Below are 13594 nucleotides of genomic sequence, written 5' to 3'. Positions count from 1 at the left end.
GAACCTCGGAACACCTCGAAGCGTCAGGCCGGAACTTCCGGAGCGTCACCCCCCTCTGCTGGCGCCGCGCCCCGCCCGAGCGGCGTAGCCCGGTGGCATGGCGGAGCCGGTCGCGGTCATGTCATCTTGAATGCCGGTTCTGGGCGAGCTGTCAGGGGGGCTTGGATGGATTTGACAGGGGTGCCGGTGAGCGGACGCCGCGTGCGGGACATCGTCCGTGACGTGGTGGAGGAGGTGGCGCCGAACGAGGTCGTGATGGTGGACGGGCTGCTGGCGCTCGATGACGCCTCGGTGGTCCGGCGTCTGTCGGGCGGGGGCCGGCGAGATCCGCTGGGGTTCGGTGCGACCGAGGTGGCCGCGTTGGTCACACCGGTGGTGTGGCTGGTGCTCGACCAGGTGTCCGCGGCCGTCGTCGGCGCGGCCGTCGAGCGGGCCGGCCGACGCTCGGGCGGTTGGTTGCGGCGGCTCTTTCGCCGGCCACTGCCGCCGGCCGTTCTGCCGCCGCTGGACCGGGCCCAATTGGCCGAGGTGCACAAGCTCGTTGTCGAGGCAGCCACCCGGCGGGGGTTCACCGCCGAACGCGCAGCAGAGCTCGCCGATGCCGTGGTCGCGGCGTCGGTACTGGCGCAACCGGTCTCCGCGCCTCCGGAAGACCAGGGGGAGGCGGGCGAACCGGCCGGTGGCGACCCGCGGTGAACGCCGCTTCCACCCGGCCGTGCATCGACGAGCGGGCCTTGGGTGCGGGTACGACCGTCCGCTTCGCCATGCTGGTCGTTCTGATGTTGGCTGCCAGCGGTGCGATGGTCCTGCCGGTCGTGCGGACCCTGCACGCCGCCGACGGCGTCGACTGCCTGCTCGCCGCCGGGCTCGATCCGAACCGGGCCGGAGATGCAGCCGCAGTGACCCGCCTGGCTGCCCAGTGGATTCCGTTCTGGGCGTGCATGGACCAGTTGGCGCCTCTGCCGCCCTGGTGGCAGATCGCCGTCCTGCCGGTGCTGCTCATGGTCGCGGCCGCGCTGCTCTTCCTCCTGCTGCCGGCCTGGAAGATCCGCCGACGGCGCCTCGTCCCCCTGCACACCCTCGACCCGGACGGGTCCGTCCTGCAACTGGTCGAGGAGGCGGCCGGGGCGGCAGGGCTGGCCAGGGTGCCCCGGGTCGTCGTCGACCGGGCCGCTCCCACGGCGGGCGCGGTGGTCTTCGGCCGCAATCGCCGACCGGTCATCAGCCTGCACGGCGGCCTGCTCGCCTGCCGCGGCACCGACCCCGGGCACGTGCGGACCGTCCTGCTGCACGAACTCGCCCACATAGCCAACCGGGACGTCACCGTCACCTATGGCACCGTCGCACTGTGGCGGATCTTTTGCGCGCTGGTCCTGCTGCCCTACCTGCTCTGGTCGGCCTTTCAGTTCAGCGCCTTCGACCCTCCCACCTGGCAGGCCACTGCTCCGTACCAGATCCGGACGCTCCTGCTTCCCCTCCTCCTGGTCGCCCTCGTCCACCTTGCACGGGCCGACGTGCTGCGCGCCCGGGAGATCCACGCGGACCTCGCGGCGGCCCGCTGGGGCGCGGACCTGCACCGCTCCATCACCGCAGTGCCCTCCCCCCGGGGACTGCGCTCCGTCGCCGACTCTCTGAGGGAGCAGTGGAGCACGCACCCGCGGGCACAGTTGCGCCGGTCCGCGCTGGCCGATCCCTCCCCGCTCTTCGGGCTCCGGCCGCTGCCCGTCCTTCTGACCGGTGCGAGCGCGGTGCTGATCCACAGCCACCTCTTGACCTACCTCGCCACGTACCGCCGGCTGAGCGCCTGGATATCGCAGGGGGCGGCGTTCGTTCCCGCCCTCCTGGTGTGCGGCGTGATCGGAACCGCACTCTGGCGGTCGGTGGCCTACGCGGTGGTGACGGGCCGCCCGGCGCCCTCCGGGGTGCGCACCGGACTCTGGCTGGGTGCCGGCCTCGGTTCCGGCGCGCTGGTCGTCGGGTTCGGCGCCGGTGCGTCGCAGTGGTGGATCGGTGGCCTGACGGGGCTGCTGCTGCTCGTGGCCGCCGGCATCGCCTTCACCGTCTGGGTCACCGGATGCGCCCGCCTGTGGGCCGGAACCTGGCGCGGCAGGTCCCTACGCCCGGCCCTTGTGCTGTGCCTGGCCGCCGGCTTCATCGTTGCATCGGTCTGGTTCACCTGGCAGACGACCCAGGGAATCTACGGGCTGTTCTGGCAAACGGCAGGCACCACCGGCTCGCGCCAGGCGGTCCTGCGGATGTTTCCCGGCGTCACGGACACGGGGCACCCCGCCGTGGCAGCCACCGCCGCGGTGGTTCCCCTGCTCCTGACCTCGGTGGGCTCACCCCTGTTCACCGCCGCCGCCGGGGCAACCTGGCTCCTTCCGGCTCTGGCCCTGGCCTTGGGGCCGACCGTCGACCGCCCCCGCTGGTTGACCCGTGCCCGGCTCGACGGCGAACCGTCCACCGCCCGGTGGGAGACGCCGCCACCGCTACGCCGGGCACTGGGGCCGGGGCTGATCGGCGGAACGGGATGCTGGCTCGCGGTCGCAGGCGTCCTGGTGTACCTGCACACCGGACAGGCCGGGCCGGCACCGGGCAACGGGATCGAGGGACTGCGGTACCTGGCCTTCGCGTTCGTGGCGCTCGCCGGAACACTGACCGTCACCGCCATGTGGGCCAGCCGCAGCCGACACCTCCTCGTCACGTTGATCGCAACCCAAACGGCAGCGACGCTCGGCCTCGCGGGCACGGTGGTGCTGATGTCCGTCGACGGGTGCGCGGCACCACTGAGCGTGTGGAACACCGACTGCGGCTGGCGCCCTGCATGGCAGGCGCTTCCGGACGGAAACCTGGTCGCCTTCGTCAACATCACCCTCCTGCTCGCCGCCCTGGTGGCAGTCCTGGCAACCCCCCTGCCGGCCGTGGTGTCGGCGGTACTGCGACGGCGGGTGCAGCCCCCACCCGCAGAACGCCGGCGCCCCTCCGAGAGGCGGCGCATCGCCCGGTGGTCCGCAGTGGGCCTGCCGACGGCGCTGGTGCTCACGCTCGCCGTCGCGGAGCCGCTCACCATGGCGAAATACCAGACGTCCCTTCCGAACTACGCCGAAGGGCAACGGAACTTCCAGCAGCTGCTCGGCGACGCACCGCCCCCCACGTCACCGCAGACGCGGGCCCGGCAGGTCCGCGCCTGGTACCGGCACGGCGGGCGATACCTGCTGGGCAACGCCATTGCGGCCGGCAACCAGCTGAGAACGCTGGAGGTCGACTACGACGCGGAGCCGGCGGCGTATGCCCCGGCGCTCGCCCGGATCCGCTCGCTGTGCGTACAGCTCGGGACGCTCGCTGCCTGGGAAGACGGGTACTACTTCCGGGTCCCGGACGCCGGGGTCCAGGCCGACTGGCACGAGTTCGGCCGATTCGCCCGCGACGGCAGTCGCAAGTGCCTGTCAGCCGTGGACCGGCAACCCTTTGACGCCAACGCCTTCATCGGCCTCGCGGCCGCCAGGTTCGACCTGGACGTGGCCGGTTCCTACGCCACCAGCGCAACCAACACCATCACCGACATCCTGACGAAGGCGGGCTACCAGGCCTCCTGACTTGGTCGTCACGGCGTCGGCGCTGGAGCCGCTGCGGGCGAAGCCATTTCCATAAACTATGAATATAAAAATGCTATGCTTCGGGCATGAGTCGTCACGACGCCGCTCCCGGCGCGTCCGCCGCCATCGGGGCAGCCCTCTACGGCCTGGCCACCAGGGCCGCGAGACGCCTGCCCCGGGACATGAGCCTGACGTCCGCCGCCACCCTGGCCACCCTGGACCGGACCGGCCCGCGGCGCATCACCGATCTGGCCGCGGTCGAGGGCGTCACCCAGCCCGCGATGACCGCCCTGGTCCGGGTGCTGGAGGAGTCCGGCCTGGTCGAGCGGCGGGGCGACGCGTCCGACAAGCGGGTCACGCTGGTGTGCCTGACCGAGGCCGGCGCCTCCTATGTCCGGACGCGGCGCCAGGCGGGCGTCCACGCGTTCGAGCGGTTGATCGGCGAGCTCACCGGCGACGAGGTCGAGGCGCTGGTGGCGGCCCTTCCGGCGCTGAAGCATCTGGCAGAGCTCGAAAGCCAGGACCGCGAAGGGCCGAAGCAGTGACCGGGCGGCCGGTCGGCGGGGCCGCGGTGAAGGCGTTCCCGGTGGCGCGTTCCGAGGCGCGGCTGCTGGTCCCCGCCCTGATGTTCATCGCTCTGGTCGTGGCGGCGGTCGCCAGCCTCGGGACGCCGCTCATCACCAGCGTGGCGACCTCGTTCCACGTCTCGCTCGGCAGCGCGCAGTGGACGCTGACCGTCGCGCTGCTCAGCGGCGCCGTCGCCACGCCGGTCCTGGGCCGGCTCGGAGCCGGCCCGCACCGGCGGGCCGCGATCCTCGCCACGCTGGCGGTCGTCGTCGCCGGCAGCGCGCTCACCGTGCTGCCGCTGCCGTTCGCCTGGCTGCTGGCCGGCAGGGCGGCCCAGGGCGTCGGGCTCGGGCTGACGGCGCTGATGATGGGCGTGGCCCGGGACCACCTCCCCGAGGAGCGCAGCGCGGCCGTGATCGCCCTGATCTCGGTGGTCTCGATCATCGGGGCCGGCGTCGGCTACCCGCTGGCCGCACTGCTCGCCGAGCTCGGCGGGGTACGGGCCGCCTACGGCCTCGGCCTGGTCGTCACCGCCGCCGCCCTCCTGACCGCGTGGCGCTCCGTGCCCGAAGCCCCCGAAGGCCGCTCCGCCCACGTGGACGTGGCAGGCGCGGTCGTCCTGGCCGCTGCCCTGCTCCTGGTGCTGTTCCTCGCCGGCGAACGGAATCTGTGGAGTCGGCACCTCGCCGTGGCGGCGGGCCTCGCCGTCGTCGCGGTGGTGCTGCTCTGCGTCTGGGCCGTCATCGAGCTGCGCAGTACGACGCCCCTGGTCGATGTGCGTGCGGTTCGGCACCCGGCGGTCGCCGGGGCGAACCTGGCCATGTTCGTCGGCGGGATCGGCATGTACCTCCTGCTCACGCTCATCACCCGGTACGCGCAGACACCGCCTGGCGCCGGCTACGGCTTCGGGCTGACGACCTTCGTCGCCGGGCTGGTCCTCATCCCGTTCTCGGTGCTGGGGTTCGTCGCCGGCAAGCTCACGCCGCGGGTCCGGATGCGGATCCCCGACCCCCTGCTCCTGGCCGGCAGCGCCGTCGTGGTCGGCGGCGGGTTCGCCCTGTTCGCGGCGGCCCGGTCGGACCCGGCCGAGCTGTTCGCGGCGATGGGCGTGCTCGGCTTCGGCGTCGGCGGCTTCTCGGCCGCGATGCCCGGCGTCATCCTGGCCGTCACCCCCAAGAGCGAGACGTCGAGCGCCATGAGCTTCAACTACGTCGTCCGCAGCGTCGGGTACTCCCTGGGCAGCGCCATCGGCGGCCTGATCCTCGCCGCGGGCACCGGTCCCGGCCACCTCTTCCCCGACGACAGCGCCTACACCACCGCGGCGCTGGCAGGCATCGGCGCCATGGCGATCACGACGCTGACCAGCCTCGCTCTCGCCCGCCGCCGCTCGTCCGAGACCAACCCGTACGTCAGATCCACTCATCCCCACACTGGAGGTTCCATGCCCAAGGGCTACTGGGTCAGCGTCTACCGCACCATTTCAGACCCTGAGAAGCTTGCTGCTTACAACGTGCTGGCCGCTGCGGCCGTCAAGGCCGGGGGCGGCCGGACCTTCGCCCGTGGCGGCCGGGTCGTGGCGCATGACGCCGGAATCGCCGAGCGCACCGTCCTGGTCGAGTTCGACAGCTTCGAGCAGGCCGTCGCGGTGCGCGAGAGTGCGGCCTACCAGGAGGCGCTGGCCGTCCTCTCCGACGGCGTCGAGCGCGACTTCCGCATCGTCGAAGGCATCGACTGACACCGGCACGACAACAAGCTGTACGTGATGCACCGACGCCATGCCTGACACCCACTGAGGCTGTGCTCCCGCGCACGGGAGCACAGCCTGCGGGGGCAGGTGGCGGGGCGCCCGGCACCTGCGCGGCTGCAGAACGCCGTGGAGGGCTTCTCGCCGGGGCCGCGTGACCAGTTCGACTCGGCGACCGGGAGGCGCGATGCTGCCTGAGTGGCGCGGTGCCTACGGAAACCGCCACACGTTGGCGAAGGCCGCGTTCTCGATGGAGCGCCGCTGGCGTACGGCTTCCAGTTCCGTCACCGCATCGTTGACGGCGGCCAGCACGGTCGTCACCGCTTCGTCGTCCGGGCCGGCATCGTTCTCGGGGACTTCGCTGCGGCGGATGCCGATGGCCGAGGCGAGGGCCCTGAGGACGGGCTCGTCCTCCTCCCAACGGCTCTGCGCAAGACGCCGGGCGGGCGTGTCGACGAGCTCCATGCGATCGGCCCCGAAGTTCAGGCGGCCGCGCCGCGCACGCGCCAGCAGGCCGTCCTCCTCGAACGCGGCCTGGTAGGCCGCTGCCAGGTCACGGCCCCTGCGCCACAGCCAGTCCTCGACGTGTTCGTACGGCATCTGCCGAACGAGTGCCGAAGCCGCCGCGCCGAGCAGCCGGTCGTCCAGGATCGGCTGCGAGCCCGGCACGATGAGATCGCCGTCCAGGTCGATGGCCTGCGCACGGAGGAGGTCGAGCAGTTCGGCGCCCGCGAGGGACAGGGACAGGTCACCCTGCCCCACGGAGTGCTCGGGATGGGGCTCCAGGGCAATGGTGAACAGGTCTTTTGCCGTGGTCATGTACGGCTCCCTTGTCGTCGGCGGCACCCGTCCCGCCGCGGGGCGGGCTGCGGGTCAAGCTTCGCTCAACCGCTGCCCGTCCACCGCACGGCCGGGCCCGCGCAGCACCAGGAGGTGGCGCGTGTAGTGCGAATGGGTGGTGTGGTGGCAGCGGTTGGTTGTCAGTCCGGCCGACCTCCCCGGTCGCCGAACCGCCCGGCCGGAGAAGATAGCGTGATGAGTACTGCGCTGGCGGAGGTTCTCTCCGCCGTTCTTCTTGTGGTCGTGCTGGCATGCGCGGTCATCCGCCCGTTCGGCTGGCCGGAGGCCGTCGTCGCGGTCCCGGCTGCCGGTGTCGTCATCGCCACCGGGGCGATCTCGCCGGCCCACGCGGCCGACGAGGCCGCCCGGCTGGGGCCGGTGATCGGGTTCCTGGCCGCTGTGCTGGTCCTGGCCCAGCTGTGCGACGACGAGGGCTTGTTCCACGCGTGCGGGGCATGGATGGCACGCACCGCGGCGCAACGGCCGCGCCGCCTGCTGGTACAGGTCTTTGCCCTCGCCTCGGTGATCACCGCGGTGCTCAGCCTGGACGCCACCATCGTGCTGCTGACTCCCGTGGTGTTCGCCACCGCCGCTCGGCTGGGAGCCCGGTCCCGGCCGCACGTGTATGCCTGCACCCATCTGTCGAACACCGCGTCGTTGCTGCTGCCGGTCTCCAACCTGACCAACCTGCTGGCGTTCGCGGCCAGCGGGCTGAGCTTCACCCGGTTCGCCGTCCTGATGGCCCTGCCCTGGCTGGTGGCCATCGGCGTCGAGTACGTCGTCTTCCGCCGGTTCTTCGCCACCGACCTGGACGCCGGCGCCACGGCCCCGGCCACCGCCGAACCGCGCGAGGTGCCGGTGTTCGCGCTGGCCACCGTGGCGTGCACGCTGGCCGGGTTCGTTGTGACATCCGCGGTCGGGATCAACCCGGCCTGGGCAGCGTTCGCGGGCGCCGCCGTCCTCGCCCTCCGGGCCCTGGCCCGACGCCGCACCACGCCTGTGGCCATCCTGCGCGCGAGCGCGGTGCCGTTCCTCGCCTTCGTCCTGGCCCTGGGCATCGTGGTCCGCGCCGTCGTCGACAACGGACTCGACACCACCCTCGGGCAGCTCGTCCCGGACGGCACCGGCCTGCCCGCCCTGCTGAGCCTCGCGGTCCTGGCCGCCGTGCTGGCCAACGTGATCAACAACCTGCCCGCGGTGCTGGTGCTGCTGCCGCTGACCGCCCCGTCCGGGCCCGGCGCCGTTCTCGCGGTGCTGCTCGGGGTGAACATCGGGCCGAACCTCACCTACGCCGGCTCGCTGGCCACCCTGTTGTGGCGGCGCATCGTCCACGCCCACGACGCCGAGGTGGAGCTGAAGGAGTTCACCCGGCTCGGCCTGTATGCCGTACCGGCCAGCCTGGGCGCCGCGGTGCTGGCACTGTGGGTCTCACTGGCAACCATCGGAGGAGGCTGACCGGATGGCCGTCGTGGTCTGGATCGTCGAGGGCACCTGGCCCGCCTGCGTGGACGCCGCGCGCGCCCACGCTCCCGAGGACGCGGACATCGTCCTGCTCCACGTCACCCCGGCCGACATCCCGGGTGCGGCGCACGGCGCGTTCGCGGGGCTGCTCGGCCGCGGCCACCCCGAACGCGACCCCGGCACACGGCTGGAGCACCTGGCCGCCGCCTCCGCCGACCAGCTCCTCACCGACGCCGCTCAGCGGCTGGGCCGCCCGTGCACCCGGCGGGAGCGCACGGGCCGCGTCGAGCGGGAAGTCGTCGCCGCAGCCGACGGCGCCGACCTGCTCATCCTCGCCCGCGACGGTGACCGCACCCACCTCGGCCCCCGCAGCCTCGGCCACGCCAGCCGCTTCATCGTCGACCACGCTCCCTGCCCCGTCCTGCTGGTGTGGCCCGAAACCGCACCCGGCATCGCCACCATCCCGCCCCCACCACCACACCCGCCCGGCCCGCCGCACCACCGGTAGCGCCGCCCCCGTGCATCGGCCGCCCGGCGGAGGTGGTCGACCAGGCGAACGCTCAGGCCGTTCCCTCGGCGGAGCGGCCTCGCATCCGGCCGGACCGGCTGACGGCGGAGAAACAGTCCTCAGTACAGGGCTTCGCCCATCGGTGACCCTTCGCCCGTGACGTAGGCGCGGATCGCTGCCAGGTACTCGTCGCGGCGGACACGACCGTCCTTGTCGGTGTCCAGCGCGGCAAAAGCGGCATCGGACTTGCCGACCTGGTTGCCCAGTGCTTCGCGCAGCATCGTGAACTCGGACCGGTTCAGGTGGTTGTCCTGGTCTGCGTCAGCGAGGTCGAACAGTGCGCTGAGCGCGTACTTGCAGATGGTGTCGAACTTCTCGGCGTCCACCCAGTCCGCGTACTCGTCGAACGTCATGATGCCGTCGTCGTTGGCGTCCATGGCCGCCCAGGCCCGCTCCCCCTTGGCGTAGGCGGCAAGGACGAGCGGGTCGTCGTCGGCGCGTCCGGACGCCTTCACCGCCCGTTCGATCCGGACGAAGTAGTCGTGCCGGGAGGCGACTCCGTCTCCGTCCATGTCCAGCATGGCGAAGACGCGCGCCTTCGGGGCTTCTACGACCTGCGGGTCAGCCATCGGGGCAGTCTCTCTGTGCGTGGTGAGTTTCTGGGCTCGAACTCAAGCGACTGGTGCGGTCGGCGTGATGGTCATGGCGGCTGGGCCCGCGACCTTGGCGGGCAGGCCGCAATGGGGCATCGGGATCGTGCTGGTGACGCCGGCACCGGCGTACTTGCCCTTCATGACGGTGCCGGTCACACGGAGGTCGACCTTGCCCGGCTCGATGGCCACCTCGATGGGGATCTCGATCTCGCTGGTCGTCCCGTCAGGCCAGGTCAACGTCTCGCGGGTGGTGGCGCTCAGCTTGGTGCAGCTGCTGTTGGCCGTTCCGTCGACCACCGACTCGACCGCGGTCGGAGCAAGGAGGTCACCCCCCGAGCAGACATAGCTCCGTGTTCCCTTGTACGTCTGTGGCGTCGGCTGGTCTTTGAGTCCGTCGGACTCGATCTCGGAGGTACCGGAGCATTCCACCGGCAGCACGGGGGCCGACACCGCGACGGCAGCCGGTCCGGCCGACAGCAGGGCAGCGGCAGCGCAGCCGGCGGTCACGACGTGGACGAGGAAGGGGAGGCGCACGGGGAGAGTTCTCTCTGCTCGAAAGGAACGAAACGGCACATCTGCCGATCGTGGCACCGGCGAGATCGAAACGGGTCTCCTCGGTCGGGGATTCACTCGGATGGTGGGCGGGGCGCGACAGAGGCGGGCCGGCCAGCACCACGCCGGCCTCCTTCACCAGCCGCTGGTCGAGTTCTCGCAGTACCGGCGGCGTACGGACAAGTCACGTAGCGGCTGTGGCACCACGCGCTGGGCAGTCGGTGCGGGGGGCGGACGGGCTGCTGTCCGCGACCGACATTGGCTGTCGGTTCGGGCCCAAGACGGATGCCGCCACCCGGACGTGGCAGGCCCGCAAACTCGGCTCTTCGCAAGCCGACGGCGCGGTCGGCAACAAGACTTTCGGAGCCGCCGGCAGCCGCCTCCGCTACGGCGGTGTCAACATGACCACCGACAGCGTGGCCAGCTGGACGTGGGCGAAGCGCTTCCGGTGGGGCGACGGCGCCGGCCTGGCCGAGAGTCGGCTGTGCTTGTGGCAATGGGCGTGCTGCGCTTCAACCACCGTGACGTCAACAGCTGATCGCTCTGCGGAGGCGGCCGGGTACCAGCGCAGGAGCCGGCGCCCGATGCCTCCCGCCGCAGCCGAAGACCGCGTTGGCCGACTACACGCCGCTGCGTGCCGGGCCGCTGGGCCGGGCCCGGGCCCGATCGCGGCCCGGCACGCAGGTGGACGACCTGGCCCGCGCAGCCGCGGCCGAAGGCGCCGACCTGCTCGTCCGCGCCCGCGACGGCGACCGCACCCGCCTCGGCCCCGCCGCCTCGGGCCCGCAAGCCGTTTCATCGTCGACCACGCCCCCTGTCCGGTCCTGCTCGTCTGGCCGCAGAGCGCGCCGGGATGCGGACAGCAGGGCAACGATGCCCTGGACGGTGTGGCGGTGTCGGCGGCAGGCGCGAGGGTCTCCGGGCTTGCGCCGGGTACGGGCGTGGCGCCGGTCGGGCCCGGCGTGTACACCGCCGCCCGGCACCATGGGATCCGTCAACGGCAGGCACCACGGCCAGCCCCCCGGCAGGCCGTTCCCGCCCGCGGCGGTCCGCGGTGCTGCGCTCCGGGGCACCCGCCCGGCCGGTCAGCGTCAGGTACGGGCCGGGCCGGTGCCCGCGATCATCTCGGGCCGCAGCAGGGCGGTGAGTTGTTCGGCCGGCAGCAGGCCCCGTTCCAGGACGAGTTCGGCCACACCCCGGCCGGTGGCGAGGGCCTCCTTGGCGATGTCGGTGGCGGCGGTGTATCCGATGTGCGGGTTGAGGGCGGTCACCAGGCCGATGGAGTTCTCGACGGTGGCGCGCAGCATCTCGGTGTTGGCGGTGATGCCGTTCACGCAGCGTTCCGCGAGGGTCAGGCAGGCTGCGCGCAGGTGGGTGACGGACTTCGACAGCGAGTGCAGGATGACCGGCTCGAAGGCGTTGAGCTGGAGCTGTCCGGCTTCGGCGGCCATGGTGATGGTGATGTCGTTGCCGATCACCTCGAAGGCGACCTGGTTGACGACCTCCGGGATCACCGGGTTGACCTTGCCGGGCATGATGCTGGAGCCTGCCTGGACCGGCGGCAGGTTGATCTCGCCGAGTCCGGCGCGGGGCCCGGAGGACAGCAGGCGCAGGTCGTTGCAGGTCTTGGACAGCTTGACGGCGATGCGCTTGAGGACGCCGGACATCTGGACGAAGGCGCCGCAGTCCTGGGTGGCTTCGACCAGGTCGGCAGCGGTGACCAGGGGGAGGCCGGTGATGTCGGCGAGGTGGCGGCGGGCCGCCTCGGCGTATCCGGCCGGGGCGTTGAGGCCGGTGCCGATGGCGGTGGCGCCGAGGTTGATCTCGTGGATGAGCCCGAGGGCCTCCGCGAGCCGGCTGCGGTCCTCGTCCAGCATGACGGCGAAGGCGGAGAACTCCTGTCCGAGCGTCATCGGCACGGCGTCCTGGAGCTGGGTGCGGCCCATCTTCAACACGTCGTGGAACTCGGCGGCCTTGCGGGCGAAGGCGTTCTGCAGGACGGCCATGGCGTCGAGCAGGCCGCGCACCGCAAAGACGGTCGCGATCCGTACGGCGGTGGGGTAGACGTCGTTGGTGGACTGGCCGAGGTTGACGTCCTCGTTGGGGTGCAGGTGCCCGTACTCGCCCCTGGTGTGGCCCAGCAGCTCCAGCGCTCGGTTGGCGATGACCTCGTTGGCGTTCATGTTGGTCGAGGTGCCGGCGCCGCCCTGGATGACGTCGACGACGAACTGGTCGTGGAGCTTGCCGCCGCGTATCTCCTGGCAGGCGGCGATGATCACGGCCGCTTTCGCGGGGCTGAGCAGCCCGAGTTCCGCGTTGGCGAGGGCTGCGGCCTCCTTGACGGCGGCGAGGGCATCGATCAGGTGCGGGTAGGTGGAGATCGGTGTGCCGGTGATGGGGAAGTTCTCGGTGGCGCGCAGGGTGTGGACGCCCCAGTAGGCGTCGGCGGGGACGTCGCGGTCTCCGAGCAGGTCGTGTTCACTGCGGCGGGAGGCGGTCATGGGTGTGCGGGTCCTCTTCCTGAGGTGGGCGGATCGAAGGGGTGTGGAAAGGGGAAAGCGGGGAAGCGGGAGTCAGGCGGTCGCGGTGGCAGGGGAGCCAGGCGGGTTCAGGGCCGCCACCGGGCGGATGCCGCCGACGGTCCGGCCGCCGCCGGTCACCGGCTCGACTGTGAACCCGGCGAGCAGCCGGGGGTCGACTCCCGCACAGGCGAGGGCGGCGGCCGTCACCGCGATACGCGCCCTGTCGGCCCCGTCGGCGATCTTCACGGCGATGGCCCGGCCGTCGGGCAGCGCGGCGACCTGGACGCCCTCGAAGCCGTCCTTGGCCAGCAGCCCGGGCACCGCGCGCATCAGCTCGGCCGTGTCCCGGCCTGTGCCGGAGGCCATCTCCGGATGGACGCGCAGCGCGCCTGCGACCCGGTGTTCGGCGGTGTCCGGCGCGGCTGTGGCGATGCGGGCGGCGGCGCGGGCCAGGCCGTGCAGGGACACCGCGAACAGCGGGGATCCGCAGCCGTCGACGGTGACGTTCGCGATGTGCTGGCCGGTGAGCTCCTCGACGACCTCGGCGATCATCCTCTGGAGCGGGTGGTCCGCGTCGAGATAGGTCTCCAGGGGCCAGCCGGACAGCTTGCACAGGTACAGCATCGCCGCGTGCTTGCCGGAGCAGTTCTGGGCGAGCCGGGAAGGCCCTCGGCCCTCGCGGACCCAGGCGTCCCGGACGGCCGGGGCGTACGGCAGGTCGGGGACGTTGCGCAGGTCGTCCTCGGTGAGGCCGGCCAGTTCCAGGATCATCCGGGTGCCCGCGAGGTGGTGCTGCTCGGCGGAGTGGCTGCCCATCGCGAGGGAGAGCAGGACGCCGTCGAGCGGCAGCCCGGCCCGGACCATGGCGACGGCCTGGACCGGTTTGAGGGCCGAGCGCGGGTAGCAGGCGGCTTCGATGTCGCCGATGCTCAAGCGGACGCCGCCCCCGCTGCCGAGGACGACGACGGAGCCGTAGTGGACTCCCTCGATCACACCGCCCCGCGTGACGTGGGCGACGGGGGCATGCTGGGGCTCACGGATCACGGGAGCGTCCGCGAGGAGAGGGCTGCGCATCACTGCCTCGTTCGGTGGTGGGTTGCTGCTGACCGGGCCGGCCGGGCGAGGGCCCGCCCCGAGGTGACCGGGGCGGG

The 13594-nt window shown here is 72.1% G+C and carries 11 protein-coding genes and 1 pseudogene; 7 read left to right on the top strand and 5 right to left on the bottom strand.

What is annotated here, in order from left to right:
* Nucleotides 1–186 precede the first annotated feature (186 nt).
* The 4 genes from ABZ924_RS21930 (at nucleotide 187) to ABZ924_RS21915 (ending at nucleotide 5898) form a co-directional block, all read left to right on the top strand.
* Nucleotides 187–696: a hypothetical protein gene (locus ABZ924_RS21930; protein WP_361912190.1), complete on the top strand. Its 510-nt coding sequence runs from the start codon at nucleotides 187–189 to the stop codon at nucleotides 694–696.
* Entirely contained in the window at nucleotides 693–3596 is a 2904-nt protein-coding gene (locus tag ABZ924_RS21925; protein ID WP_361912187.1) for a M48 family metalloprotease, read from the top strand. Before ABZ924_RS21930 ends, ABZ924_RS21925 begins: the two co-directional genes overlap by 4 nt.
* Before the next feature lie 182 nt (nucleotides 3597–3778).
* Complete coding sequence (locus ABZ924_RS21920; RefSeq protein ID WP_361912302.1) at nucleotides 3779–4141, top strand: MarR family transcriptional regulator; 363 nt, start codon at nucleotides 3779–3781, stop codon at nucleotides 4139–4141.
* Between the two features lie 41 nt (nucleotides 4142–4182).
* Nucleotides 4183–5898, top strand: coding sequence for an MFS transporter (locus ABZ924_RS21915; protein WP_361912184.1), 1716 nt, complete (start codon nucleotides 4183–4185; stop codon nucleotides 5896–5898).
* Nucleotides 5899–6117: 219 nt separating this feature from the next.
* Here the strand turns inward: ABZ924_RS21915 and ABZ924_RS21910 are convergent, their stop codons facing one another.
* A complete protein-coding gene (locus ABZ924_RS21910; RefSeq protein ID WP_361912182.1) occupies nucleotides 6118–6726 on the bottom strand; it encodes a GPP34 family phosphoprotein in 609 nt (202 codons plus the stop codon).
* A 216-nt stretch (nucleotides 6727–6942) separates the two neighbouring features.
* Between ABZ924_RS21910 and ABZ924_RS21905 the strand changes: the two genes are divergently transcribed.
* Nucleotides 6943–8202 (top strand): SLC13 family permease, encoded by a 1260-nt coding sequence (locus ABZ924_RS21905; protein WP_361912179.1) that lies wholly within the window; start codon nucleotides 6943–6945, stop codon nucleotides 8200–8202.
* 4 nt (nucleotides 8203–8206) lie between these two features.
* Complete coding sequence (locus ABZ924_RS21900; protein WP_361912176.1) at nucleotides 8207–8716, top strand: universal stress protein; 510 nt, start codon at nucleotides 8207–8209, stop codon at nucleotides 8714–8716.
* 119 nt (nucleotides 8717–8835) lie between these two features.
* Here the strand turns inward: ABZ924_RS21900 and ABZ924_RS21895 are convergent, their stop codons facing one another.
* Together ABZ924_RS21895 and ABZ924_RS21890 are read right to left on the bottom strand one after the other, a co-directional pair.
* Nucleotides 8836–9345, bottom strand: coding sequence for an EF-hand domain-containing protein (locus ABZ924_RS21895; protein ID WP_361912173.1), 510 nt, complete (start codon nucleotides 9343–9345; stop codon nucleotides 8836–8838).
* 42 nt (nucleotides 9346–9387) lie between these two features.
* The gene (locus ABZ924_RS21890) at nucleotides 9388–9903 is read right to left on the bottom strand and encodes a hypothetical protein (RefSeq protein WP_361912170.1); all 516 of its coding nucleotides are present in this window, start codon (nucleotides 9901–9903) and stop codon (nucleotides 9388–9390) included.
* Between the two features lie 723 nt (nucleotides 9904–10626).
* On the opposite strand from ABZ924_RS21890, the pseudogene ABZ924_RS21885 reads away from it, so the two are divergent.
* A pseudogene (locus tag ABZ924_RS21885) lies at nucleotides 10627–10772 on the top strand (universal stress protein); the annotation flags it as partial.
* A gap of 240 nt (nucleotides 10773–11012) precedes the next feature.
* On the opposite strand, the gene aspA reads toward ABZ924_RS21885, so the two are convergent.
* Complete coding sequence (gene aspA, locus ABZ924_RS21880; protein ID WP_361912167.1) at nucleotides 11013–12422, bottom strand: aspartate ammonia-lyase; 1410 nt, start codon at nucleotides 12420–12422, stop codon at nucleotides 11013–11015.
* Nucleotides 12423–12494: 72 nt separating this feature from the next.
* Nucleotides 12495–13517, bottom strand: a complete 1023-nt coding sequence (locus tag ABZ924_RS21875; protein WP_361912164.1) for an asparaginase — start codon at nucleotides 13515–13517, stop codon at nucleotides 12495–12497.
* Nucleotides 13518–13594 lie beyond the last annotated feature (77 nt).

It is taken from the genome of Streptomyces sp. NPDC046876 (assembly GCF_040645035.1).
In the GTDB taxonomy this organism is placed as follows: Bacteria; Actinomycetota; Actinomycetes; order Streptomycetales; family Streptomycetaceae; genus Streptomyces.
The sequence above is the reverse complement of the archived record's forward strand: the minus strand, read 5'-3'. Positions and strand labels throughout refer to the sequence as shown.